We start from the raw sequence: 22,865 nt of genomic DNA, 5'->3' as shown, positions 1-22,865 counted from the left end.
AGGCCAGAGCTGTGTGCGGGGTCAGTTCACGGCCAGGCGGAACGCCATCTGGCCGAAGCCGATCTGATCGCCCTCGCGGACCACGGCCGCGCCGATGACCCGCCGTCCGTTGACCGTGGTGCCGTTGGTCGAGCCGAGGTCGCGCAGCACCCACAGGCCGCCCTGGCGGACGAGTTCGGCGTGCACGCGGGAGACCGTCTCGTGGGTCAGGCGCAGCCCGCTCGCCGGGTCGCGCCCTATGCGCAGCGGGTGGCCGGTGCCGGGGTGCGGCAGCAGCAGCTTGGGCAGCCGCTCGGCCTGCCAGGCCCGGCGCAGCCTGACGCCGAAGCCCGAGACCGCCTCGACGGCGCCGAACACCAGGCGCGAGGCCCTGCCCTCCGTGGGCAGGTCGGCGGTGAGCGCGGCGAGTTCGTGCGAGTGGTGGGCGACCAGCGCCAGTTCCATGCGGCGTACGAAGGTGTCGTGCGACAGGCGGCCCAGGGCGACGCCGTCCCGCAGCACCTGCAGCGCCTTGTCGCGCTCCGCGTCGGACAACCGCGCGGGGTATGTGTTGAACTCGAAGGACGACGTCACGCAGGTGATTGTCGGTCAGCCGGGCCGTGGGTGTCCAGAAGAGCGGGAAACGCCCCCGGCACGGACCCGGGTTCACGACACCCGCCGCGAACAGGCACGTTCCCCGGCGGATCGATCGGTTTTGCAGGACCATGGACGGGCTACGTCACGGTGAGCAGACGAAGGGGAACCGTCCGTGCAGTTCGAGGTGTGGGCACCGCAGGCCGACCGCGTGACGCTGACGTGCGACGGCGTCACGGGCGCTATGGAGCGCGATCCGGAGCGACAGGGGTGGTGGTGCGGCCGGGCCGAGGCCCGGGAGGGGTCGCGCTACGGCTTCGCGCTGGACGACGGGCCGGTGCTGCCGGACCCGCGTTCACGACGGCAGCCGGACGGCCCGGACGGGCTGAGCGCGGTCGTCGACCACGGGAGCGGGCCGTGGCGCACCGAGTGGGCCGGACGCCCGCTGTCCGGCGCGGTGCTGTACGAGCTGCACGTGGGCACGTACACGCGCGAGGGCACTCTCGACGCCGCCGCCGAGCGGCTGGACCACCTGGTGGAACTGGGCGTCACCCACGTCGAGTTGATGCCGCTGTGCCCCTTCCCCGGCCGGCACGGCTGGGGATACGAGGGCGTGTCGCTGTGGGCGGTGCACGAGCCGTACGGCGGGCCCGACGCGCTGAAGCGGTTCGTCGACCGGGCGCACGGACTCGGCCTGGGCGTCGTCCTGGACGTGGTGCACAACCACCTGGGTCCGTCCGGCAACCATCTGCCCGCCTTCGGCCCGTACTTCACGGACACCCACCACACGCCCTGGGGTGCCGCGATCAATCTGGACGCGCCCGGCTCCGACGAGGTGCGGGCGTATCTCGTGGAGAGCGCCCTGGCGTGGCTGCGCGACTACCGGATCGACGGACTGCGCCTGGACGCGGTGCACGCCCTGGCCGACACGCGCGCGTGCCACTTCCTGGAGGAGCTGTCGACGGCCGTCGACGGCCTGGCCGCCGACCTGGACCGGCCGCTGTTCCTGATCGCGGAGTCCGACCTGAACGACCCGCGGATCATCACCCCGCGCGCGAAGGGCGGCCTGGGCGTGCACGCGCAGTGGAACGACGACTTCCACCACGCCCTGCACACCGCGCTGACCGGGGAGTCGCAGGGCTACTACGCCGACTTCGCGCGCGATCCGCTGGCGGCGCTGGCCAAGACGCTGACCCGGGGGTACTTCCACGACGGCACCTACTCCAGCTTCCGGGGCCGCCACCACGGCCGGCCGCTGGACCGGCAGCGCACGGGGGCGCACCGGCTGACCGGCTACAGCCAGACCCACGACCAGGTCGGCAACCGCGCCCGGGGGGACCGGCTGGCGTCCCTGGTCTCCCCCGGCCTGGCGGCCTGCGCGGCCACGCTGACCCTGACGGCGCCGTTCACGCCGATGCTGTTCATGGGCGAGGAGTGGGCGGCGGGCACGCCGTGGCAGTTCTTCACCGACCACACCGACCCGGACCTCGCGGAGGCCGTACGGCGCGGCAGGCGGCGGGAGTTCGCCGCGCACGGCTGGAAGGAGGAGGACGTGCCCGACCCGCAGGACCCGGCGACGCGGGACCGCTCCTGCCTCGACTGGTCCGAGCCGGAACGCGAGCCGCACGCGCGCGTGCTGGCCTGGTACCGCCGGCTGATCGCCCTGCGGCACGAGCAGCCGGACCTGACCGACCCCGACCTCGCCGACACCAGGGTGGCCCACGACCGCGAGGGGCGCTGGCTGGCCTTCCGGCGCGGGGACATCCGGGTGGCCGTCAATCTGGGCACCGAGCCGGCGGCTATCCCGCTGGGCCCCCGCCCCGCCCGCGTGCTCGCGGCCTGGGAGCCGGTGCAGGGGCCGGGCGAGGACGGGGTGCTGCGCCTGCCGGGCGAGTCGAGCGTGGTGCTCGCCCAGGAGTGACGTGCCGGCGGCTCGCCCCGGAGCCCCGGGAGTCCTAGCCGGGGCCGTCCGTGCCGTCGCCGCGCAGATCCGTCACCCGTTCCAGCAGGATCGGCTCCCAGGCGCGGCGCAGCCGGGTCCGCAGCAGGGGCACGGGCGCGGCCGGCCGGCCGGCGAGTGCCTCGGCGAGGTGGACGACCGTGTCGCAACGGGCCAGCCACAGGCCGCGCAGGCAGGGCCGGGCGCCGTAGCCGGCGAGGGTGGCGGCGCGCACGGCGGCGGGCGAGCCGACGGAGAGCGCGAGTCCGGCGATGTCCTCGGCCGGGTCGCCGAGGACCGCGTCGGTCCAGCCGAGGACCCCGCGCACCCGTCCGTCGGTGCCGACCAGGAGGTGCTCGCCCGCCAGGCCGTGGTGGACGAGGACCTCGGCACCGGGCTGGGCGCCGAGCTGGGCCGTCGCCGCCGCCGTCAGCCGCTCCGGCCGGGCCGGGTCGAACTCGTCGGCGTCGGCGAGGCGCCGGGCGGCGTGCTCGGCGGCGCGGCGCAGCGTCTCGAGCGACCGCGGCACGGCCCGCGGCACACCGAGGGTCTCGGCCTGGCGGACCGGCACCTCGCGCAGCCCCGTGAGCAGCGCCGCCAGGTCGGTCTCACCGACGGCGGACACGGCGTGCCGCTCGCCCGGTCCGCCCTGCGTCCTGGCGTCCAGCGTGTACGTCAGCCCCGGCGCCCACTCGCCGTGCGCCACGCTCGCCGGAACCGCGACGGGGAGGTACGGGCGGACCAGGTCGCGCAGGCGCAGCTCGCGGCGCTGGCGCACGGCGCTCTCGCGGTCGGGGGCCAGGCGCAGGACGTGGCGGGTGCCGACCCACCAGGTGGCGGGCCCGGCGCCCTCCTCGACGGGACGGACCTCCGGCGCCGCGCCCTCGCTGAGCAGGGTGCGGACCAGTCGGCGGACCGTGTCCGCGGTCGGTGTCGGTGCCTGGTTCATGGTCGCGGCGTCGTCTTCCAGGTCTGCCGGGGTTGCGGGGGCTGTGCGGGGCGGGTCACTCCACTATGACCATCTCCCGGGTCGTGCCGTTGAGGCGCCGGCCACCGTCCTCGGTGACCGTGACGATGTCCTCGATGCGCACCCCGAACCGGCCGGGCAGGTAGATGCCGGGCTCGACCGAGAAGCACATGCCGGGCACGAGGGGCCGCTCCTCGCCCTCGATCATGTAGGGCGGCTCGTGCGTGGTGACGCCGATGCCGTGCCCGGTGCGGTGGATGAAGTACTCCCCGTACCCGGCGCCGGCGATGACGGAGCGCGCGGCCCGGTCGACCTCCTGGCAGGCGACACCGGGCCGCACCGCCCGGAAACCGGCCTCCTGGGCCTCGCGGACCAGGTCGTGCACCCGGCGCTCCTCGTCCGTGGGCTCGCCGACGTGGACCGTGCGGGAGGTGTCGGAGCCGTAGCCGTCCTTCAGGCCGCCGAAGTCGAGGACGATCATGTCGCCGTCCTCGATGACCCGGTCGCCGACCTCGTGGTGCGGGTTGGCGCCGTTAGGTCCGGAGGCGACGATCGTGAAGTCGACCTGGGAGTGGCCGAAGCGCCGCAGCAGGTCCGCGAGGTCGGCGGCGACGTCGGACTCCCGGCGCCCGCGGAAGGAGACCGTGCGGATCTCCTCGAACGCCGCGTCCGCCGCCGCGCCGGCCGCCGCGAGCAGCTCCAGCTCCGCCGCGTCCTTCACGGCGCGCAGCATCGGCAGCGCCTCGGTGAGGGAGGCGTACGACGTGCCGGGGAGCGTGCTCTGCAGACCGAGCAGATGCATCGCCCAGGCGTTGTCGCTGATGCCGAAGCGCCCGGAGCCGTCGAGGAGCGCGGCGGTGACGGCGTAGGGGTCCTTGCCGTCGGTCCAGTCGCGCAGCGTCAGGGCGGGCGCGCCGACGGCCTTCTCGGCGTCGGGGGCCTCGAGCGTCGGCACGACGAGAACGGGGTCCCGGCCCGCGGCGAGGACGAGCAGGGTGAGGCGCTCGGTGGCCGCGGGGGGCGCGTAGCCGGTGAGCCACACGAGGTCCGGGCCCGGCGCCACCAGCAGCCCGGCGAGTCCCGCGTCGGCGGCCGTCCGCGCGGCGCGCTCCATGCGGGCCCGGTAGTCGTCGGCGGTGAAGGAAGCAGCGGGCGTACTGCCGGTCATCCGGGCCTCCTGGGCGGGCGAAGGGGGTACGGGCAGCATCCTGCCCGCGGTGCGGGGGCGACGCGAGCCGGTCGGCGGACCGCTCCGGCGGGCCTCGCCTCCACCGGCACCGATCCTAGTCGCCGCGTACCGGCCGGCCGGGTCGCAGCGCGGTCTGTTCCATGGATCGCCTCCGGCAGTGCTCTTCCCGGCGCCCCGGCCCACGACGTGCCACGAACGCGTGAGACCGGCCGGCGGTCCGCGGGGACCCCGGTTTCCCTGTCGTGTCCCTGCCCAGCGACAATGATCATGACAGTGCGGGACCACACGGGGAGAACATCATGCGCAACCGGCGGGCGCTCACCATCGGCGTTGCCCTCATCGCGCTCGGCGCACTCGGTGCGTGCCAGAACGGGGACGAGGACGGCCCCGGCACCGCCGTCGGCAGCAGCAGCACCGGCAGCGGCACCGGCACCGGCGACGACGGCCGGCGCGCGGAGAGCGGTGCGGACGCGGGGTCCGAGGAGGGACGGCCGGCCGCCGGGGATCTGCCGCAGGCCGCCGACATGGCCTCCATCGAGTACTACCTCAACAAGTACACCGAGTGCCTGGACCTGACGGCGGGTGAGGACTACTCCCGCTCCGGGGGCGGGACCGCCTGGGGCGAGGAGGAGGCCGCGGACGCCTCGTGGGGGATCACCCAGCGCGCCGTGTGCCAGGACGGCGACAACCGGCCCATCGCCCTGCTGAGCGTCCCGGACATGACGAAGTTCCAGACGGCCGCGCTGAAGGACGGCCACGCCGTGTTCTACGTCGGCCAGGACTTCGCCGTCGTCCCGGTGGGCGACGACACGATCCGCGAACTCGAGCCGTCCGACCTCGCGTTCCTGTCGTGCGACCCGGACTTCTCCGTGCCGAGCGGCTACCGGACCTGGCCCGGGGCCGTCGAGGGCTGTGTGCTGACCGACTACGTCCCGTCCGACTGACCGCCCCTCCCCCGGCCGGCTCAGCCGGGCACGGGAACCACCGCGCCCCGCGGGACGGGGACGGCCGGGGGCCGGTCCGGGAGGAAGCCGTGGATGCGCCGGGCCAGGTACTCGGCCTTGTAGCGCGGGGCGCTGCGGTGCCAGTTGAGGATGCCGGCCATCCAGTTCTGCAGGTCGGACACATAGCCCCGCATGACGGACCGTGCCTCGTCCGACAACCGGAAGTCGTCGTAGAGGACGGGAAGTTCGTGCGCGACGACGTGCTCGAACTGGCGCATGCGCTGGTTCATCAGGTCCTGCACGACGGGAAGCGCGGTCGGATAGTCGACGCCGAAGAAGTTCTGCACGACGAGGACCGCGTTGTGCATCTCGCCCTCGTACTCGATCTCCTTCTGGTACGAGAAGACGTCGTTGAGGAGGCAGGCGTAGTCGATCGCCGCGTTCTCCAGGGAGCGGACCGGGCCGCTGCGGTACACGTCGGGCGGGACGGCCGGGCCGTGTCCGGCCCGGCACAGGCCCAGGGTGAGGTCGGAGCCGAAGGTGGCGCGGCGCATCTCCAGGTAGTCGACCGGGTCGGGGACGCGGTTCTGGACCTGGTTGGACAGCTCCCAGACCCAGGCCTCGGTCATCGTGTCGACGGCCGACCTGAGGGGGCGCCGCTCCTCGGGCGTCATGTGCGCCGTGGTGCGCGCCCACAGGTCGGTCAGGGCGCGTTCCATGGCGTTGGCGGGCGGCGGGACCGGCTCTCCGTCCAGCGGCATGCGGGCCGACAGGCGCTCCGTGGTCAGCCGCGCGGCGGCCAGGTCACCGCGGCGGCCGTGGACGAGCGGGTAGTAGTCGTCGCCGTAGGTGCCGAAGGCCAGCCACCCCGAGGCCAGGTCGAGTTGCTCCGGGGTGGCGTCCGGGTCGAGGCCCGCGGCGCACAGCGGGAGGTCGCAGCTCGCGAGCCTGTCCTCGTCCCAGACCCCTTCGCCGAGGATGCCGATGTCCCGCGACCACTCGACGAGGTGCCGCCGGGCGGCGTCGAGGTGGGGGTTCAGCTCCAGCGGGAACGGCATGCGGATGTCGGGGACGATCGACGGCCCCACCTTCCGGAACGGCACGTGCGCGTAGGCGCGCAGCCTCCCCCGCTGCCCGGGGGACGCGGGAGACGCCCCCGCGGTGCCGGCCGCGGCGAGCAGCGCGCCCACGTCGGCGGCGGCGGTGCCCGGACCGGTGAGAGCCTGCCACGGGGCGGTGGGCCGGGCACCCTCGTTCATGTAGCGGCTGGAGCGCAGGTGCCATTCGTGGCCGCCGGACTGCCAGTCCTGCAGGCCCTTCGCGTACGCCCCGACGGCCGCGGCCTCGGGCGGGGTGAGCCCGTTCTCCAGGGCCACCGCGGGCACTTCGGTGAACGCGGTGTGCTCGAACTGGTGCAGGCGGGAGGTGAGGACGTCGTTGACCATGTCGGCGGCCTGCTGGGTGGTGCAGCCGAAGAAGGTCTCCAGCACGAGGACGCCGTTGCTGAGTTCCCCCTCGTCCTCGACCTCCCGCTGGTAGGAGAACAGGTCGTTGCGCAGGTGCACGGCGTCGGAGAACGTCTCCATCAGCACCCGCAGCGGCCTCGTCCCGGCGACGGCGGCGGGCACCTCGGCGGTGGCGTACTCCACGAGTCCGGCGGACCAGGGGGCGCCGCCGACCTTGCGGCGCATCTCGATGTATTCGACGGGGTTGGCGATCCGCCCCTCGTTGATGTTGGAAAGCTCCCACAGGGACTCGTTGAGGAGGTGCTCGGTGGCGACGGCGAAGCGGCGGCGCCAGTCGGCCGACATGGCGGGCACCGTGCGCCTCCACAGGTCGGCGAGGCCGGCCTCGACCGGATTCTCCGGCTCGGGCATTCCGGCCGCCGGGTCGAGGGGCATGAACAGGGGCAGCCGGTCCAGATGCGCCTTGCCGGCGACACGGTCCTGGGAGCGCTTGAACCGCTCCAGGAAGTGGTCGTCGAAGAAGAAGACCCACACGTACCAGTCGGTGATGAGGGAGAGCGCGGGCCCGTCGCAGTCGGGGTGGGTGTAGGCGCAGAGCAGGCCGTAGTCGTGTGCGTCGAGGTCGGACCGCTCCCAGACCCCTGATCCCTCCAGCATGCCCATCTCGCGCGCCCACGTCGTCGAATGGGCGCGGGCCTCGTCCAGATGCGGATTGAGCCGCGCGGGATGCGGCAGGTAGAAGTGCGGGAGTTCGAAGGGCTGTTGCGTCATGGCCCGGCCCTACCCAGGGGTCTTCGGGGGCATCCGCGGGCCGGGACATGATCACACCATCGCGTGAACGGGACGGATCGCGGGAACTTCCGCCGCGGCGGCCCGCGGCGTCCGTCCTCCGTCCCGGGCGGCTCGGCGATCCGACGCCGCGGTCAGTGCCTGACCTGGATCAGCGCGTGGGTCCCGTTCGTCCGCCACCGCTGGTCCCCGCCCGCCGCCAGTGCGATCTCCGTGTCCGCGTCCAGGCCGGTGATCACGTCGGACTTCAGGATGCGCAGCGCGGCGACCGGGCCGGGGAAGTACGCGGTGACGTCCGCGAAGGGCGTCGTCGGGGGCCACCACCGGTCGCCCACCAGGCGGCGGTAGTTCAGGTCGCCCTTGAGGACGGTGACCGTAGCCGCGGCGAAGTCCTCGCGCAGGCCGTCGGGCATGTCCGCGTAGGGCAGCGGGGCGCCGGAGAAGAGGTGGGCGCGGACGGTGACGCGGCCGTCGGTGAGCGCGGTCCAGAGGGTGCGGCCGTACTCACCGGCCGCCCCGCCCGCCGCGATCAGCCGCCGCAGGGCGTCGAGCACGTCGGCGGTCGTGGCGTCGGAGACGTAGTACGGGTAGGGCTTGACGTGCAGGACCGCCCGCCCGATGCGGCCGTGGCCGAGGAGGTGGGAGACGAGGAGCAGGTCGGGGACGAGTTCGCGGCCGGCGTTGTCGGCGACGAGGCAGAGCGTCGCCGCCGTCCCGGCCCTCCCGGCGGGCGGCAGCAGGGACAGCAGGGCGTCGCCGTCGTCGGCGACCAGGGCCGGCGCGGCGCCTTCGTCCCCGGCACCGGTCGTGGAGAGGCGGAAGCTCAGGTCCGCGCGGTTGCCCCAGAGGGAGCCGTGCAGCAGGGCCCGGAGCCGTTCGTCGGCGGGCCGGGCGGCGAGGCGGTCGAGCGCGGCGAGTTCCCCGGCCGTCTCGGGGGCGTCGAGTTCGGCGAGCTTGGCCGGCCGGAAGGGGTCGATGCCCTGCCAGGGACCGGGGCCGAAGTAGCCGACGGCGTCGAGGAGCCGTCGGTAGAAGTGGCTCTCGGCCCACAGCCAGGGCACGTCGAACCAGGAGCGGCCGGCGTACTCGTCCAGGCCCCAGGCCGCCCACCGGTCCCGGTCGTGGGCGTCGGCGGGCAGGGGCTCGATCACGCCCTCGGTGCAGTTCTCCAGCAGCGCGTCCAGGGCGCGCTGCCGGGGCGGGTCGTAGGGGAACGCCTCACGGACCTGCCGGACCACGGCGGGATGCCGGTCGGCCAGCACACCGTGGGGGAAGGACCCGGGCTCGTCGCCGAGGATGACGGGAGCGGTCTCCGAGGGGGTGTCGGGCATGCGCCTCACCGTAGCGCGCGGACCGGACGTGCCCGACGGGCCGCGCCCCGCGGGTGTCGCCCGGGACCGGCGGGCCGCGCCGGCCGCCGGTCGTCGCGACGGCGAACCCGCCGCTCAGGCCGCGCTCGCCTCCCGTTCCAGGCGGGCGGCGAGGCTGAGGTAGCGGGCGCGCCGGGTCACCGGCACCATGCCGCGGATCAGCACGTGCCACATCTCCGCCATCCGGCGGGGCTGCCGGGCGGCCGGTTCGAGGGTGAGCCCCACGACCCGGGACCCGACGAACGAGCACACGATGGTGTGGGCGACCGACTCGACGTCGATCTCCGGGTGGAGGTCGGCCTGGCCGACGGCGTCGAGGAGCCGGGACGAGGCGATGTCCACCCACTCGGTGAAGGGGTGCGGCAGCGGCGGCCGTACCGGCGCTCCCGCGGTGGCGAGCCGCAGTCCGGCCCGCAGGACCGGCCCGTCGGCGGACAGCCGGGCCATGACGAACGTCAGGCGCATCAGCGCCTCCAGGGCGGTGTAACCCCGCCCGTCCAGTTCCGTCGCCAGGCGGCGCCAGGTTCTGGACTGGAGCTCCATGATGGCCTGGGCCAGGTCCTCCTTGGCCGCGAAGTGGAAGTACAGGGCGCCCTTGGTGACGCCGGCGTGTGTCACGATCTCCGACAGGCTGGTCGCCTCGTAACCGTGACGGTCGAACAGGTCCGCGGCGGCCTGGAGGATGGTCGCGCGGGTCTGCTCGGCGCGTAGCTGCCTCGCCATCGGCTGATTCTCCTGGGCTGGAACTCGACGGGTCATGCCGTCTGCGTTAACCCCCAGTACACGATAACTCACGGTCCGGCGCCCGCCTTTTCGCCCCGGTGGAACGCGAGCGGTGGGCGGGCGGAGCCGGTCGCGGAGAACCGGGCGGCGGACGCCGCGGCCGGGGGCCGCGGCGTCCCGGCCGTCAGGCGAGGCCCGCGGACTTCAGCCACTCCGTGGCCACGTCCAGCGGGTCCTTCTTGTCCAGCTGGACCTGTGCGTCCAGGTCGAGGAGGGTCTTGGTGTCCAGCTTGGCGGAGACCGCGTTCAGCGCGGCCACGCCCTCCTGGGGCAGTCCCTCCTTGTTGACCAGCGGCGTCACGTTGGCGAACCCGAAGAGGTTCTGCGGGTCCTTCAGGACGACGAACTTCTCCTTCACGATGGTCGGGTCGGTGGTGAAGATGTCCGCGGCCTGCACGGTGTTCCTGGTCAGCGCCGACTGGGTCAGCGGGCCGCCCGCGTCGAGGGCCTTGAAGGACTTGAACTTCAGGCCGTAGACGGACTCCAGGCCCTTGAGGCCCTGCTGGCGGGTCTGGAACTCGGGCGAGCCGCCGATCGCCAGCCCGGGCGCCGCGTCCTTGAGGTCGGCGAGGGTGGAGTCGGCGGTCAGGCCGTACTTCTCGGCCGTGCCGGCGTTCACGGCGACCGAGTCCTTGTCCTCGGCCGGCGACGACTCCAGCAGCGTCAGGCTCTTGTCGAGCCTGGTCTTCACCGCGGCGTTCACGGCGTCGGCGGACTTCTGCTCCGCCTTCGAGTCGAGGTACGCCAGCAGCGAGCCGTTGTACTCCGGCAGCACCATGACGGAGCCGTTCTTCATCAGGCCGTACGTCGTCTCGCGGCTGCCGATGTTGTGCTTGTAGGTGACCTTGAGGCCCTTGGCCTTGAGCGCCTCGCCGTAGATGTCGGCGAGCAGGGTGCTCTCGGCGAAGTTGTTCGAGCCGACGACGACGGTGCCGGCCTTCGCCTTCTCCCCGGCCAGGGGGTTGTCCGAGGTGTCGTCGGAGGAGGAACACCCCGCGAGCAGCGCCGCCGCGGCGGTGAGCGCGACGGCCGCCGCGCCGGTGTGCCTCGTCCTGGACCTGCTGCTGTTCGCGGTGAAAGTCATCCACCGATCCAAACGAGCCGCTCGTCGGTCAGTCAACTACGGCCGGGTCACGGTTTTCGGTACGTCCGGGTCCGGGCGTCAGCGCCTGCGCACTCCCGGGGACACCGCGAGCCGGCCCGCCGCCCAGAACAGGGTGAGCGTGACCAGTGCCAGGAGTGCCACCAGGGTGGCGCCGCCGACCACCTTCTCGTAGTCGCGCTGGTAGAGCCCGTCGATGATGTACCGGCCGAGCCCGCCCAGGCTGACGTAGGCGGCGATGGTGGCCGTCGAGACGACCTGGATGGCCGCCGAGCGCAGTCCGCTGAGGACCAGCGGCAGGGCGACCGGCAGTTCGACCCGGAACAGGATGGCCGTCTCGTGCATGCCCAGGCCCCGCGCGGCGTCCACCGGGGCGGGGTCGACGGAGCGGACCGCCTCGTAGGTGGTGACCAGGATCGGCGGCACGGCGAGGACGACCAGCGGGATCATCACGGGCAGCAGGCCGATGCCCACCACGACGGCGATCAGCACCAGCAGGCCGAAGCTGGGCAGGGCCCGGGCGGCGGTGGCGACGAAGGCGACGGCGTTGCCGCCCCGCCCGGTGTGCCCGGTGAGCAGCCCGACGGGCAGGCCGATGGCGGCGGCCAGGACGAGGGCCAGCAGCGTGTACTGGACGTGTTCCAGCAGGCGTTGCGGGATGCCGTCGTAGCCGTGCCAGTGGGCGCTGTCGCCGAAGAAGGCGTTGACGAAGTTCAGCACGTTCACCGGGCAGCCTCCTTCGCCGCGGGCCGCTGCCGCCGCACGGCGGAGCCGTCCCCGGCGCGCGGCCGGGTGCCGCGCGGCATCCACGGGGTCAGCAGGGTTCGGGCCAGGACGAGCGCCCCGTCGCAGAGGATGGCCAGGACGGCCGTCGTGAGAACGGAGTTGACCGCGAGTTCGGGCCGGTCGTACTTCTGCGCGTCCGCGAGCAGGTTGCCGAGGGCGCCCTGGTTGCCGATGAGGGCGCCGACGCTGACCAGGGAGATGCTGGAGGCGGTGGCCACCCGGAGCCCGGCGAGGATCGCAGGCACGGCGATCGGCAACTGCACCTGGAGGTAGCGCCGTACGGGCCCGAAGCCCATGGCGGTTGCGGCGGCCAGCGTCTCCTGCGGCACCGACCGCACGCCGTCGACGATGGCGGGGACGAGCACCACCAGGCTGTAGACGGCCAGCGGGATCATCACCGTCAGCTCGGTCTGGCCGGTGTAGTCGATGAGGACGACGAAGACGGCCAGCGACGGGATGGCGTAGAAGACGGTCGTCACGCCGAGCACGGGCGGGTACAGCCAGCGGAAGCGCACGCAGAGCTGGGCGACGGGCAGCGCGAGCAGCAGCCCGGCCAGCACCGGCAGCAGCGCCTCGCGCAGGTGCAGGCCGATCAGGCCGAAGTAGGTGTTCTGGAGGTCGCTCGGGATGTCGAAGAAGCCGTTCACGGGGCGACCTTCGCGTCGTCGGCACGCCCGGCGGCGTGGGCGGTGCGGATCGCCTCGCCGATGGTCTGCTGGGAGACGACGCCGGTCACCCGGCCGTCGGCGTCCACGGCGACGGCCCAGCCGGTGGGCGAGAGCACGGCGCAGTCGAGGGCGGCCCGCAGCGAGTCGGTGCCGGGGACGAACGGCCGCCCGTACGGCAGGAGGGCGTCCGGCGCGATGTCCCCGGCGGCCAGGTCGCGCGGTTCGCCCCAGCCGAGGGGTCTGCCGTCGGCGTCGGTGACGAGGAGGTAGGGGGTGTCGGGCGCGGCGAGGCGTTCGGCGGTGGCGTCGAGCGGCACGACGGCGTCGGTCGTCAGCTCCAGCGCGGCGGACGGGAAGAAGGACAGCCGCCGGATGCCGCGGTCGGCCCCGAGGAAGTCCTCCACGAAGGCGTCCGCCGGTGCGGAGAGCAGCTCGGCGGGCGTCGCGAACTGGGCGAGCCGGCCGCCGGTGCGCATCACCGCGACCATGGAGCCGAGTTTGACGGCCTCGTCGATGTCGTGCGTGACGAACACGATGGTCTTGCCCAGCTCGTCCTGGATGCGCAGCAGTTCGTCCTGGAGTCCCTTGCGCACCACGGGGTCGACGGCCGAGAACGGCTCGTCCATGAGCAGCACGGGCGGATCGGCGGCGAGTGCCCGCGCCACGCCGACGCGCTGCTGCTGTCCGCCGGAGAGCTGGTACGGGTACCGCTTGCCGAGGGAGGGGTCGAGCCCGACCCGTTCCATCAGCTCCGCCGCCCGGGCGCGGGACTTCTGCTTGCCCCGGCCGAGCATGCGGGGCACGGTGGCGATGTTGTCGAGGATCGTCCGGTGCTGGAAGAGGCCGGCGTTCTGGATGACGTAGCCCATGGACCGGCGCAGGGTGGTGACCGGTTGGCGCTGGATGTCCGCGCCGTCGAGGAGGATGGTGCCCTCGGTCGGCTCGACCATCCTGTTGATCATCCGCAGGGTCGTCGTCTTGCCGCAGCCCGAGGGGCCGACGAGGACGGTGATCGACCGGTCGGGGATCTCCAGCGACAGCCGGTCGACCGCCACCGTGCCGTCCGGATACCGCTTGGTGACTGATTCCATCCGTATCAAAGCGCGGATTGCCCTTCGGGTCTGGCAGAAGCTGCCCGCTCCGGCCGCGGTCGGTGGGGCCGTCGCCGGTCGAGTGTAGACGGCGGATCTGCGGGGCCCTTGGGTCCGGGCGACTCCTTCCCCCTCTCGGGGAGTTCACACCGGTGTTCTTCCCGTCCGCTCGCCCGCGGCCGGCGGCAGCCCCGGCGTGCGGACGAGGCCGAGGCGCCGCTGCGGTGGGAGGACGCGGATCTGACGGACCTGGTGCGACAGGCGGCCGACGCCTTCCGCGCGGGGCATCCGGAGCATCCGCTGACGGTGCGGACCGGGCCCGCGGTGGAGCTGCGGCTCGACCCGCAGCGGATCCGGCAGGTGCTCGACAACCTGCTCACCAACGCGGCCGTGCACACCCCCCGGGCACGGAGGTCACGGTGACGGTGTCCGTGACGGCCGGCGCGGCCCGGATCGGCGTGGCCGGCATGGGACCGGGCATGCCGGCCGCCGACCGGCTGCGCGTCTTCGACCGGTTCCACCGCGTCGACAAGGCCCGCAGCCGGGACCGCGGCGGCAGCGGGCTCGGACTCGCCGTGGCCTCCTCGCTGGTGCGGGCGCACGGCGGCACGCTCGTGCTGGGCGGCGGGCCGGGCGTGACGGAGTTCACCGTGACGCTTCCGGCCGCCGCCCGCCGGCCTGCCGGCTCAGCCCTCGACGGGCTCCAGCCGCAGCGCGATGCTGTTGATGCAGTACCGCTGGTCGGTCGGGGTCGGATACCCCTCGCCCTCGAAGACGTGACCGAGGTGGGAGCCGCAGCGGGCGCAGCGCACCTCCGTGCGCACCATCCCGTGCGACCGGTCCTCGATCAGCTCGACCGCGTCGGTGTCCTTCGGGTCGAAGAAGGACGGCCAGCCGCAGTGCGAGGCGAACTTCGTCCGCGAGGTGAACAGCTCGGCGCCGCAGGCACGGCACGAGTAGACGCCCTCGGTCTCGGTGTCCGTGTACTCACCGGTGAAGGCGGGTTCCGTGGCGGCCTGGCGCAGGACGGCGTACTCGGCCGGGGCCAGTTCCGCGCGCCACTGCTCGTCCGGCTTCTCGACGTCGTACGCCATGTGTACTCAGCCCCTCACTTGCCCGTGTCCAACTGTTCCAGGATGCGCGGTCCGAGGTCGGTGACGTCGCCCGCGCCCATGGTGAGAACGAGATCACCGGCCTTCGCCATTCCCGCGACGGCCGCGGGCGCGCCCTCCTTGTCGTGGACCGGGGTGACGTCCGCGCCCGCCGCCCGCGCGGCCTCGATGATCAGCTCGCTGGTGACCCCGGGGATGGGGTCCTCGCGGGCGGGATAGATGTCGAGGACCACCGACGCGTCGGCGAGGGCGAGCGCCTGGCCCATCTCCTTGCCGAGCTCCTGGGTGCGGGAGAACAGGTGCGGCTGGAACAGGACCAGGATGCGGGCGTCGCCGACCGCGGCGCGCATGGCCTCCAGGTCGGCCGTCATCTCGGTGGGGTGGTGCGCGTAGGAGTCGACGACCTGCACACCGGCCGCCTCGCCCTTGAGCTGCAGGCGGCGCTTGACGCCGGTGTAGGCGGCCAGGGCGGGGGCCAGCTCGGCGGCGGGGATGCCCAGGGCGACGCCCGCGGCGAGGGCGGCGACCGCGTTGTGGGCGTAGTGGCGGCCCGGGACGGAGACCCCGAAGGTCAGCTCGGTGCCGTCCATCAGCACGGTGACCTCGCTCTTCAGGCCCTGCGGGACGACCGACAGGATGCGGACGTCGGCGTCCTCGGACTCCCCGTACGTCACCGTCCGCACCGAACCGGCCAGCCGGCGCGTCAGCTCGCGCGCACCCTCGTGGTCGGCGGCGATCACCAGCGTGCCGCCGGGGACGATCTTCCCGGCGAAGGTCTCGAAGGACTCGTAGATCTCGTCCATCGAGGCGTAGTTGGCGTGGTGGTCGAGCTCGACGTTGAGGACGATGGCGACCTCGGGCGCGTACTTGTGGAAGCTGCGGTCGCTCTCGTCCGCCTCGGCGACGAAGATCTCGCCGTCGCCGTGGAGGGCGTTGGAGCCGGGCGCGTCCAGGTCGCCGCCGATCGCGTACGACGGGGCGCGGCCCAGCGCGGACAGGGAGACCGCGAGCATGGAGGTGGTCGTGGTCTTGCCGTGGGTACCGGCCACCGCGATCGGGCGGAGCCCGTCCATCAGGGCGGCGAGGGCGTCCGAGCGGTGCACGACCGGGATCCCGAGGGCGGCCGCGCGGGCCAGCTCCGGGTTGTCCGCGCGGATCGCCGACGACACGACGACGCAGCTCGCGTCGTCGGCGAGGTGCTCCGCCGCGTGCCCGATGTGCACGGTCGCGCCGAGCGCGCGCAGTGCCTCGGCGGTCGCGGAGTCCTTGGCGTCGCTGCCCGCCACCGCGGCCCCGCGCTGGGCGAGGATCTTCGCGATGCCCGACATTCCGGCGCCGCCGATGCCGATGAAGTGCGGTCGGTCCATGGCGGTAGGAAGGCCGGGTCCCATGCGCTGTTCTCCCCAGAGGTGCGGTGCGTACTGGTGGGCGCGCCCCCGGCGCGGGGCCCGGGCGCGGCCCCAGCCTAAGCCTTGCTGTGGGAGAACAGTTTCAGGACCGGTACGCCGACCTTGTGCCGGGCCCGCGAGGCCCAGTCCCGGTGGAAGAACTCCTCCACGTAGTGCGGGTCGGTGAGGACGATCACCTCGTCGGCGCCGGTCTCCTGGACGAGCGACCTGAGCGCGTCCAGCGGTTGCGCCTCGACCAGGCTGCCCACGGCCTCGGCGCCGGACGCGCGCAGGGCGGTGAGGGACACCTCCAGCGCCCGCTGCCCGACGCTCAGCGCCTCCTTCCCCTCAGGGGTCTCGCCCTCGCGGACCGCGTCGTCGAGTTCGCCGAGGGCGACGTCGTCGATGGCCCGCAGCAGCCGGTCGGCCTGGTCGCCGCGCGGCTGGAGCAGCACGTGGAAGGCGACCGGTTCGTCCCCGTGCAAGGTGGTGACGAACTCCACGTCGGCGGACGTCAGGGCCTTCTCGATCATCAAAACGCTTGTGAACACCAAACGCCCCTTCTCCTTCTGGGGCCCGTGGGCCCACCCTCCGCAGGTGTGCCGAACCCTGCGGAAACCATCCTGCCCCGTGATCGCACGGGTACTGCCGGATTCAGTGTGCCCGGCCCGGACTGAGCGGAACGAGTGATTCCATATGGGGTCGCCGGCGTCGTACCGGGGGCCGGACCGCTGTCCGGGTGACCTCGCCGCGGGTCAGTCGCGCCGGTACCGGCTGAAGAGGAAACCTTCCTCCTCGAGCAGGGACGCCAGGGTGTAGTGCCGCGGCAGGTCGACCGAGGGGCCGCCCGCGATCCGCTGCGCGTCGCCCGCGGTGAGCATCGGGGAGACGGTCAGGCACAGCTCGTCGAGGACGCCGGCCGCGACGAACTGTCCCAGCAGCCGCGGGCCGCCCTCGGTCAGCAGCCGGGTGTGGCCGAGCCCGGCGAGCGCGCGGACGGCACGGGCGGGGTCCACGCCGACGCCGTCGCCGGCGACCACCACCCGGGCGCCGGCCCTCTCGGCGGCCGCGACGCGGTCGGGGGCCGCCGCCGCGCCGGTGAGGATCAGGGTGGGCACCAGCGGCGAGGTGAACAGCGGCAGGGAGAAGTCGAGCTCCAGGCTCGCGCTGACCACGGCGATCACCGGCGCCGGGCCCTGTCCGGCCGCCCGCCGCAGCTCCGTGAACTCCGCACGCGCGCGTGCGGGCCGGTACCCCTCCTGGCGTACGGTCTCGGCGCCGGCGATCACGACGTCCGCGAGGGCCCGCAGGGTGCCGAAGATCCGCATGTCGGCCGCGCTGGAGATGGGCTGGGAGCGGCCGTCGTGCTGGGCGGCACCGTCCAGGGTGGAGACCATGTTGGCCCGCAGCCAGCCACCCGGCCGGGCTTCCGGCCCGGGGTACGCGTAGGCGGCCGCCAGCTCGGCGAGGCTCCACTCCCGGTCGCCCCCGGCGGTCTCGCCCTCTGCTGTCGGATCGGTCACAGGGAACAGACGTCGCATACCGAGCAGTCTTCCACGCCCCGCCCCCGCCACTGCCACACAGCCGCGGGCAGTCGTGCCTCCCCCAGTGCCTGAACGGCCTGGGAGGGAGGTACCCCAGGGGCGGCACGGGCGGGCGCGGCGGCACCCCGCGAGCGCCGGCCACGCGACCCACCCCGTCCGGCGCCGCACCGCGCACCCCCGGACCGACCCGGCACCCACGCCCCAGGGGCCGCAGGCATCCGGCACCCCGCGAGCACCGGGTCGCAGGACCCACCCCGCCCGCCGCCCCGCCGGGCCACGGTCGGACAGGCCCTACCATTGACCCCCGTGTCGTCCTCCTCCGCCGCCCCCGGTTCCGCCCCCTCCGGCCCCGCCCCGATAGCCGGGGCGACCCCGCTGTCCCTGTGCGCCCGCGAGCCGCACGTCCCGGCGGACCGCCTGGTCGCCGAGATGGTGCCGCCCCCGCGCTTCGACTCGGTCCGTTTCAGCACGTACATCCCGGACCCGAACCAGCCCACCCAGAGCGAGGCCGTCCAGGTCCTGGAGGGCTTCGCCACCGGCCTCGGCGAAGCTCCCGGCGCGGCCACCGGCAGGCGCGGCTTCTTCGGCCTCGGCCGGAGCAGGGCCCCCAAGCCCCCCGCCGGCCCCCGCGGCGTCTACCTCGACGGCGGCTACGGCGTCGGCAAGACCCACCTGCTGGCGTCCCTGTGGCACGCCACCCCCGCCGACCCCTCCCGCAAGGCCTTCGGCACCTTCGTCGAGCTGACCAACCTGGTCGGCGCCCTCGGCTTCCAGCAGACCGTGCAGACCCTCTCCGGGCACCGTCTCCTGTGCATCGACGAGTTCGAGCTCGACGACCCGGGCGACACCGTCCTCGTCTCCAGCCTGCTCGCCCGGCTGGTGGAGGCCGGCGTGGCGCTCGCCGCCACCTCCAACACGCTGCCGGGCAAGCTCGGCGAGGGCCGCTTCGCGGCGGCCGACTTCCTGCGCGAGATCCAGGGCCTGTCGGCCCACTTCCGCGCCCTGCGCATCGACGGCGAGGACTACCGTCACCGCGGCCTGCCCGAGGCCCCGGCGCCCTACTCCGACGAGCAGGTGACCCGCGCGGCGCAGGAGACGGACGGCGCCTCCCTGGACGAGTTCCCGGCGCTCCTCGACCACCTCGCCCGCGTCCACCCGAGCCGCTACGGCGCCCTGACCGACGGCCTCTCGGCCGTGTGCCTCACCGGCGTCCGGCCGGTGCCGGACCAGTCGACCGCGCTGCGCCTGGTCGTCCTCGCGGACCGGCTCTACGACCGCGAGGTGCCCGTGCTGGCCTCGGGGCTGCCCTTCGACGGGCTGTTCAGCGAGGAGATGCTGAAGGGCGGCTACCGCAAGAAGTACTTCCGGGCGATCTCCCGGCTCACCGCCCTGGCCCGGGACGCCGCGCGGTTCGTCGACGCCCGCTGACGCACCGCCCGTTTTCCGCCGACAGACCTCGATTTTCAGGCTCTCTCCGGCTCGTAACGTCCCGTTAACCCTGCAAACGACTCCGCAGGGTTAACGTGTTTCTTGACCAAGCTTTGACCTGACGCCGGTGTGCACGCGAGGCCCGAACTGTCGGTAGGGGGGCGCATGTTACGAGGTAGGACGACCCGGGCCCTGTTCCCGCTCCTCGCCGCCCTCCTGCTCGCCCTCCCGTTGTTCGCACCCGCGCCGTCCTTCGCATCCGCGCACACGGATCGTGATGCCGTGGCCCAGGCCCAGTCGGCCTCCGCGGGACTCACCCTCGCCGGCACGGCGCTGCGCGACGAGACCGTCACCTGTCACGAGTCCGGCCGGTCCGGGAACACGCACGGGCCGGTGCGCGTCCGCGACCGGCACCGCGCCACCGCGGCACCCGAGCCCGAGGCCCCCGGACACCCGCTGTCGGCACGGCGCGTCGCCGCCGCCCCCGAGCGGGTCCTGCCCGGCCATGCGCACGAACGCCGCTCGAGATCCGCCCCGGACCGATCCCCCGCGGCCCTCCAGGTCTTCCGCTGCTGAGCGACGGAGCACCCCCCACTCCGTCCACGCCCGTCCGACGCGCCCCCACCGCGCGCCAGGAGGAATGACCGCATCATGCAGCCCCTCATCGACAACGCCCGCACGTTCGGCCAGCGCCCCGAGGAGTTCGCCGGGCACGCCGAAGGCCAGTCGCCCGAAGTCCTGTTCATCACCTGCTCCGACTCCCGGGTCGTACCGGCCCTGATCACCGGCGCCCGGCCGGGCCAGCTCTTCGAGCTGCGCACCGCGGGCAACATCGTTCCGCCCTACGGCGCCGAACGCCCCAGCGGCGAGGCGGCCACCATCGAGTACGCCGTCGAGGTGCTGGGCGTCACGGACGTCGTCGTCTGCGGCCACTCGCACTGCGGCGCCGTCGGCGCGCTGGTGCGCGGCGACGACCTGACCGCCGTACCCGCCGTGCGCGACTGGCTGGCCCAGACCGCGGACGAGCCGAAGCCCTGCGACCCCGCCGACCCCACGGTCGCGGGCGCCGTGCAGCACCACGTCCTGGCCCAGTTGCTGCGGCTGCGCTCCTACCCGTGCGTCGAGCGGCGGCTGGCCGAGGGCCGGCTGCGCCTGCGCGGCTGGTACTACGAGGTCCACACCGGGGCCGTGCGGCAGCACCGGGCGGACACCGACGCCTTCGAGACCCTGTGAGCGGCGCCGTGAACGCGATATCCAGGTTCCCGCACTGGCGGCAGGACCTCACCGCCTCGCTCGTCGTGTTCCTGGTCGCCCTCCCGCTGTGCGTGGGCGTCGCCGTCGCCTCCGGCGTCCCGGCCGAACTCGGCCTCGTCACCGGGATCGTGGGCGGCCTGGTCACCGGATTCCTGCCGGGCAGCAGCCTCCAGGTCTCGGGCCCGGCCGCCGGTCTGACCGTGCTGGTCCTCGGCGCGGTCGACACCTACGGACTGCCCGCGCTCGGCGTGATCGTGCTGGCCACCGGAGTGCTCCAGCTCGCGATGGGCGCCCTCGGGCTGGGGCGCTGGTTCCGGGCGATCTCCCTGTCGGTCGTCGAGGGCATGCTGGCCGGCATCGGCCTCGTGCTCATCGCCGGCCAGCTCTACTCGGCGGCCGGGCTGGAGGCGCCCGCCTCCGGCCTCGGCAAGATCGCCGGGCTGCCCGGGGCCGCCGCCGACGTGCTGGGCAGCACCGAGGCGCTCACCTCGCTGGCGCTCGGCGCCGGCACCGTCGCGGTGATGGTGCTGTGGAAGCGGCTGCCGGAGCGGGCGCGGGCCGTGCCGGGCGCGCTGGCGGCCGTCGTCCTGGCCACCGCGGTCACCGCGGCGTCCGGTCTGCCGGTCGCGACGGTCGAGGTGAGCGGCCTGCTGGACTCCGTCCAGCCGCCCGGCGCCGACGCCTTCGGCGGGCTGGCGGACGTGGGCCTCCTCGGCACGATCGTCGCCTTCACCCTGATCGCCTCGGCGGAGAGCCTGTTCAGCGCCGCCGCGGTGGACCGGCTGCACAACGGCCCGCGCACCGAGTACGACAAGGAACTGATGGCGCAGGGCGCGGGCAACTCGGTGTGCGGCCTGCTCGGCGCGCTGCCGATGACCGCGGTCATCGTGCGCAGTTCCGCCAACGTCGGCGCGGGCGCCCGGACCAAGGCGTCCCGGGTGCTGCACGGCGTGTGGCTGCTGCTGTTCGCCGCGCTGCTGCCGTCCGCGCTGGCGCTGATCCCGCTGCCCGCGCTGGCCGGCATCCTGGTGCACGCGGGCTGGAAGCTGATCCCGTTCCGCGGCATCGTGTCGCTGTGGCGCGGGCACCGCGGCGAGGCGCTCATCCTGGTCGTCACGGCCGTGTCGATCGTCGCGGTGAACATGTTCGAGGGCGTGCTGATCGGCCTGGCCCTGTCCGTGGCCAAGACCGCGTGGGAGGCCTCGCACCTCAAGCTGGAGATCGTCGACAAGGGCGCGGGCCCCGTCCAGGCGCATCTGTCGGGGAACGCGACCTTCCTGCGGCTGCCGAAACTCCTGGAGAGCCTGGAGGCACTCCCGCAGGACCGCCCGGTCGAACTGGACCTGTCCGGGCTGCACCACCTCGACCACGCCTGCCGCACCGCGCTGGAGAACTGGGCCGAGCGGCACAGCGCGACCGGCACGGACCCGGTGAAGGTCACGAAACCGGCCCGGGCCGGGGCGTAACCCGCACCGGGTGCCCGCCCGGCGCTCCCCCGGTGCCCGTCCCGGTCGTGCCCGCAGGCATGGCCGCGGACCGGGCACCGGGCCTATCGTTACAGGAAGGGATGAACCGGACCTCTGGGCAAGGAGGCCGTCATGCTCCAGGAGCTGTTGACCGCGGTGGCCGCCGTCGGAAGCGCCGGTGTCCTGTACGTCGTCTCGGCGGCGCGGGTCGTCAAGCAGTACGAGCGCGGGGTGGTCTTCCGGCTCGGGCGGCTGGCGGGGGACGTGCGCTCGCCCGGGTTCACCATGGTGGTCCCGTTCGTGGACCGGCTGCACAAGGTGAACCTGCAGATCGTCACGCTGCCGGTGCCGGCCCAGGAGGGCATCACCCGCGACAACGTGACCGTGCGGGTCGACGCCGTCGTCTACTTCAAGGTGGTCGACGCGGCCAGCGCCCTCGTCAAGGTCGAGGACTACCGGTTCGCCGTCTCCCAGATGGCGCAGACCTCGCTGCGGTCCATCATCGGCAAGAGCGAGCTGGACGACCTGCTCTCCGACCGGGAGAAACTCAACCAGGGGCTGGAGCTGATGATCGACAGCCCCGCGGTCGGCTGGGGCGTGCAGATCGACCGGGTCGAGATCAAGGACGTCTCCCTGCCCGACACGATGAAGCGGTCGATGGCGCGGCAGGCCGAGGCGGACCGGGAGCGGCGGGCCCGGATCATCAACGCCGACGCGGAACTCCAGGCGTCGAAGAAGCTCGCCGAGGCGGCGGAGCAGATGTCCGAGCAGCCCTCCGCCCTGCAACTGCGCCTGCTCCAGACGGTGGTGGCCGTCGCCGCGGAGAAGAACTCGACGCTGGTGCTGCCCTTCCCGGTGGAACTGCTGCGGTTCCTGGAGAGGGCCGCCCAGGACCGGCCCGTCGAGAGGCCCGTGGAGCGACCCGTGGAGCGGTGACGACCGGTGACACGTGCGACACGCGTGGTTCCCGGGACTCCTGTTCAAGTGATAGACACGGCGGGGTCAC

At 73.5% G+C, this 22,865-nt stretch carries 21 protein-coding genes and 1 pseudogene; 8 read left to right on the top strand and 14 right to left on the bottom strand.

What is annotated here, in order from left to right; all coding sequences use genetic code 11:
* Window positions 1-21: 21 nt before the first annotated feature.
* The gene (locus AC0VYN_RS09985) at window positions 22-573 is read right to left on the bottom strand and encodes an FHA domain-containing protein (RefSeq protein ID WP_475535669.1); all 552 of its coding nucleotides are present in this window, start codon (window positions 571-573) and stop codon (window positions 22-24) included.
* 175 nt (window positions 574-748) lie between these two features.
* On the opposite strand from AC0VYN_RS09985, the gene treZ reads away from it, so the two are divergent.
* Window positions 749-2,494 carry a malto-oligosyltrehalose trehalohydrolase gene (gene treZ / locus AC0VYN_RS09980; RefSeq protein ID WP_475535668.1) on the top strand — a complete coding sequence of 582 codons (1,746 nt, stop codon included), beginning with the start codon at window positions 749-751 and terminating at the stop codon, window positions 2,492-2,494.
* A 34-nt stretch (window positions 2,495-2,528) separates the two neighbouring features.
* Here treZ and AC0VYN_RS09975 read toward each other — a convergent pair whose 3' ends face one another.
* A complete protein-coding gene (locus AC0VYN_RS09975) occupies window positions 2,529-3,461 on the bottom strand; it encodes a phosphotransferase family protein (protein WP_475535667.1) in 933 nt (310 codons plus the stop codon).
* Between the two features lie 55 nt (window positions 3,462-3,516).
* The gene (locus AC0VYN_RS09970) at window positions 3,517-4,647 is read right to left on the bottom strand and encodes an aminopeptidase P family protein (protein ID WP_475535666.1); all 1,131 of its coding nucleotides are present in this window, start codon (window positions 4,645-4,647) and stop codon (window positions 3,517-3,519) included.
* A gap of 320 nt (window positions 4,648-4,967) precedes the next feature.
* On the opposite strand from AC0VYN_RS09970, the gene AC0VYN_RS09965 reads away from it, so the two are divergent.
* Window positions 4,968-5,612, top strand: coding sequence for a hypothetical protein (locus AC0VYN_RS09965; RefSeq protein ID WP_475535665.1), 645 nt, complete (start codon window positions 4,968-4,970; stop codon window positions 5,610-5,612).
* Between the two features lie 20 nt (window positions 5,613-5,632).
* Here AC0VYN_RS09965 and cyc2 read toward each other — a convergent pair whose 3' ends face one another.
* The 7 genes from cyc2 to AC0VYN_RS09930 form a co-directional block, all read right to left on the bottom strand.
* A complete protein-coding gene (gene cyc2 / locus AC0VYN_RS09960) occupies window positions 5,633-7,849 on the bottom strand; it encodes a germacradienol/geosmin synthase Cyc2 (protein ID WP_475535664.1) in 2,217 nt (738 codons plus the stop codon).
* Between the two features lie 152 nt (window positions 7,850-8,001).
* Window positions 8,002-9,198, bottom strand: coding sequence for a damage-control phosphatase ARMT1 family protein (locus AC0VYN_RS09955; protein ID WP_475535663.1), 1,197 nt, complete (start codon window positions 9,196-9,198; stop codon window positions 8,002-8,004).
* Between the two features lie 114 nt (window positions 9,199-9,312).
* Window positions 9,313-9,960, bottom strand: coding sequence for a ScbR family autoregulator-binding transcription factor (locus tag AC0VYN_RS09950; protein WP_475535662.1), 648 nt, complete (start codon window positions 9,958-9,960; stop codon window positions 9,313-9,315).
* A gap of 184 nt (window positions 9,961-10,144) precedes the next feature.
* Window positions 10,145-11,104, bottom strand: a complete 960-nt coding sequence (locus AC0VYN_RS09945) for an ABC transporter substrate-binding protein (protein ID WP_475535661.1) — start codon at window positions 11,102-11,104, stop codon at window positions 10,145-10,147.
* 78 nt (window positions 11,105-11,182) lie between these two features.
* Complete coding sequence (locus tag AC0VYN_RS09940) at window positions 11,183-11,848, bottom strand: ABC transporter permease (protein WP_475535660.1); 666 nt, start codon at window positions 11,846-11,848, stop codon at window positions 11,183-11,185.
* Complete coding sequence (locus tag AC0VYN_RS09935; RefSeq protein WP_475535659.1) at window positions 11,845-12,555, bottom strand: ABC transporter permease; 711 nt, start codon at window positions 12,553-12,555, stop codon at window positions 11,845-11,847. The genes AC0VYN_RS09940 and AC0VYN_RS09935 overlap by 4 nt, the downstream gene beginning before the upstream one ends.
* Window positions 12,552-13,676, bottom strand: coding sequence for an ABC transporter ATP-binding protein (locus AC0VYN_RS09930; protein WP_475535658.1), 1,125 nt, complete (start codon window positions 13,674-13,676; stop codon window positions 12,552-12,554). Before AC0VYN_RS09930 ends, AC0VYN_RS09935 begins: the two co-directional genes overlap by 4 nt.
* Window positions 13,677-13,865: 189 nt before the next feature.
* On the opposite strand from AC0VYN_RS09930, the pseudogene AC0VYN_RS09925 reads away from it, so the two are divergent.
* Window positions 13,866-14,338: pseudogene (locus tag AC0VYN_RS09925) on the top strand (sensor histidine kinase); the annotation flags it as partial.
* 15 nt (window positions 14,339-14,353) lie between these two features.
* On the opposite strand, the gene msrB reads toward AC0VYN_RS09925, so the two are convergent.
* The 4 genes from msrB to AC0VYN_RS09905 form a co-directional block, all read right to left on the bottom strand.
* Window positions 14,354-14,761: a peptide-methionine (R)-S-oxide reductase MsrB gene (gene msrB / locus AC0VYN_RS09920; protein WP_451687678.1), complete on the bottom strand. Its 408-nt coding sequence runs from the start codon at window positions 14,759-14,761 to the stop codon at window positions 14,354-14,356.
* A 14-nt stretch (window positions 14,762-14,775) separates the two neighbouring features.
* Window positions 14,776-16,170 (bottom strand): UDP-N-acetylmuramate--L-alanine ligase, encoded by a 1,395-nt coding sequence (murC, locus tag AC0VYN_RS09915; RefSeq protein ID WP_475535657.1) that lies wholly within the window; start codon window positions 16,168-16,170, stop codon window positions 14,776-14,778.
* A gap of 74 nt (window positions 16,171-16,244) precedes the next feature.
* Window positions 16,245-16,718, bottom strand: a complete 474-nt coding sequence (locus AC0VYN_RS09910; RefSeq protein ID WP_385463666.1) for an indole-3-glycerol phosphate synthase — start codon at window positions 16,716-16,718, stop codon at window positions 16,245-16,247.
* Between the two features lie 204 nt (window positions 16,719-16,922).
* Window positions 16,923-17,708: a pyrimidine reductase family protein gene (locus AC0VYN_RS09905; RefSeq protein ID WP_475535656.1), complete on the bottom strand. Its 786-nt coding sequence runs from the start codon at window positions 17,706-17,708 to the stop codon at window positions 16,923-16,925.
* A gap of 309 nt (window positions 17,709-18,017) precedes the next feature.
* On the opposite strand from AC0VYN_RS09905, the gene zapE reads away from it, so the two are divergent.
* The 5 genes from zapE (at window position 18,018) to AC0VYN_RS09880 (ending at window position 22,795) form a co-directional block, all read left to right on the top strand.
* Window positions 18,018-19,139 carry a cell division protein ZapE gene (zapE, locus tag AC0VYN_RS09900; protein ID WP_475535655.1) on the top strand — a complete coding sequence of 374 codons (1,122 nt, stop codon included), beginning with the start codon at window positions 18,018-18,020 and terminating at the stop codon, window positions 19,137-19,139.
* A 165-nt stretch (window positions 19,140-19,304) separates the two neighbouring features.
* A complete protein-coding gene (locus tag AC0VYN_RS09895) occupies window positions 19,305-19,715 on the top strand; it encodes a hypothetical protein (protein ID WP_475535654.1) in 411 nt (136 codons plus the stop codon).
* Between the two features lie 75 nt (window positions 19,716-19,790).
* A complete protein-coding gene (locus AC0VYN_RS09890) occupies window positions 19,791-20,372 on the top strand; it encodes a carbonic anhydrase (protein WP_385463654.1) in 582 nt (193 codons plus the stop codon).
* An 8-nt stretch (window positions 20,373-20,380) separates the two neighbouring features.
* Complete coding sequence (locus tag AC0VYN_RS09885; RefSeq protein ID WP_475535653.1) at window positions 20,381-21,859, top strand: SulP family inorganic anion transporter; 1,479 nt, start codon at window positions 20,381-20,383, stop codon at window positions 21,857-21,859.
* A 132-nt stretch (window positions 21,860-21,991) separates the two neighbouring features.
* Window positions 21,992-22,795 carry a slipin family protein gene (locus AC0VYN_RS09880; protein ID WP_475535652.1) on the top strand — a complete coding sequence of 268 codons (804 nt, stop codon included), beginning with the start codon at window positions 21,992-21,994 and terminating at the stop codon, window positions 22,793-22,795.
* Window positions 22,796-22,865 lie beyond the last annotated feature (70 nt).

The sequence above is a fragment of the Streptomyces sp. 63XJN7_1_ISO-PGPR-S23-121 genome (genome assembly GCF_056173025.1).
The sequence above is the reverse complement of the archived record's forward strand: the minus strand, read 5'-3'. Positions and strand labels throughout refer to the sequence as shown.

Bases quoted from the DNA above. Each gene is read 5' to 3' on its own strand.
- AC0VYN_RS09970 (WP_475535666.1), bottom strand. From the start codon at position 4,647: ATGACCGGCAGTACGCCCGCTGCTTCCTTCACCGCCGACGACTACCGG.
- AC0VYN_RS09965 (WP_475535665.1), top strand. From the start codon at position 4,968: ATGCGCAACCGGCGGGCGCTCACCATCGGCGTTGCCCTCATCGCGCTC.
- AC0VYN_RS09905 (WP_475535656.1), bottom strand. From the start codon at position 17,708: ATGCGACGTCTGTTCCCTGTGACCGATCCGACAGCAGAGGGCGAGACC.
- AC0VYN_RS09945 (WP_475535661.1), bottom strand. From the start codon at position 11,104: ATGACTTTCACCGCGAACAGCAGCAGGTCCAGGACGAGGCACACCGGC.
- AC0VYN_RS09950 (WP_475535662.1), bottom strand. From the start codon at position 9,960: ATGGCGAGGCAGCTACGCGCCGAGCAGACCCGCGCGACCATCCTCCAG.
- AC0VYN_RS09955 (WP_475535663.1), bottom strand. From the start codon at position 9,198: ATGCCCGACACCCCCTCGGAGACCGCTCCCGTCATCCTCGGCGACGAG.
- msrB (WP_451687678.1), bottom strand. From the start codon at position 14,761: ATGGCGTACGACGTCGAGAAGCCGGACGAGCAGTGGCGCGCGGAACTG.
- AC0VYN_RS09895 (WP_475535654.1), top strand. From the start codon at position 19,305: ATGTTACGAGGTAGGACGACCCGGGCCCTGTTCCCGCTCCTCGCCGCC.
- AC0VYN_RS09975 (WP_475535667.1), bottom strand. From the start codon at position 3,461: ATGAACCAGGCACCGACACCGACCGCGGACACGGTCCGCCGACTGGTC.
- cyc2 (WP_475535664.1), bottom strand. From the start codon at position 7,849: ATGACGCAACAGCCCTTCGAACTCCCGCACTTCTACCTGCCGCATCCC.
- murC (WP_475535657.1), bottom strand. From the start codon at position 16,170: ATGGGACCCGGCCTTCCTACCGCCATGGACCGACCGCACTTCATCGGC.
- AC0VYN_RS09880 (WP_475535652.1), top strand. From the start codon at position 21,992: ATGCTCCAGGAGCTGTTGACCGCGGTGGCCGCCGTCGGAAGCGCCGGT.
- AC0VYN_RS09890 (WP_385463654.1), top strand. From the start codon at position 19,791: ATGCAGCCCCTCATCGACAACGCCCGCACGTTCGGCCAGCGCCCCGAG.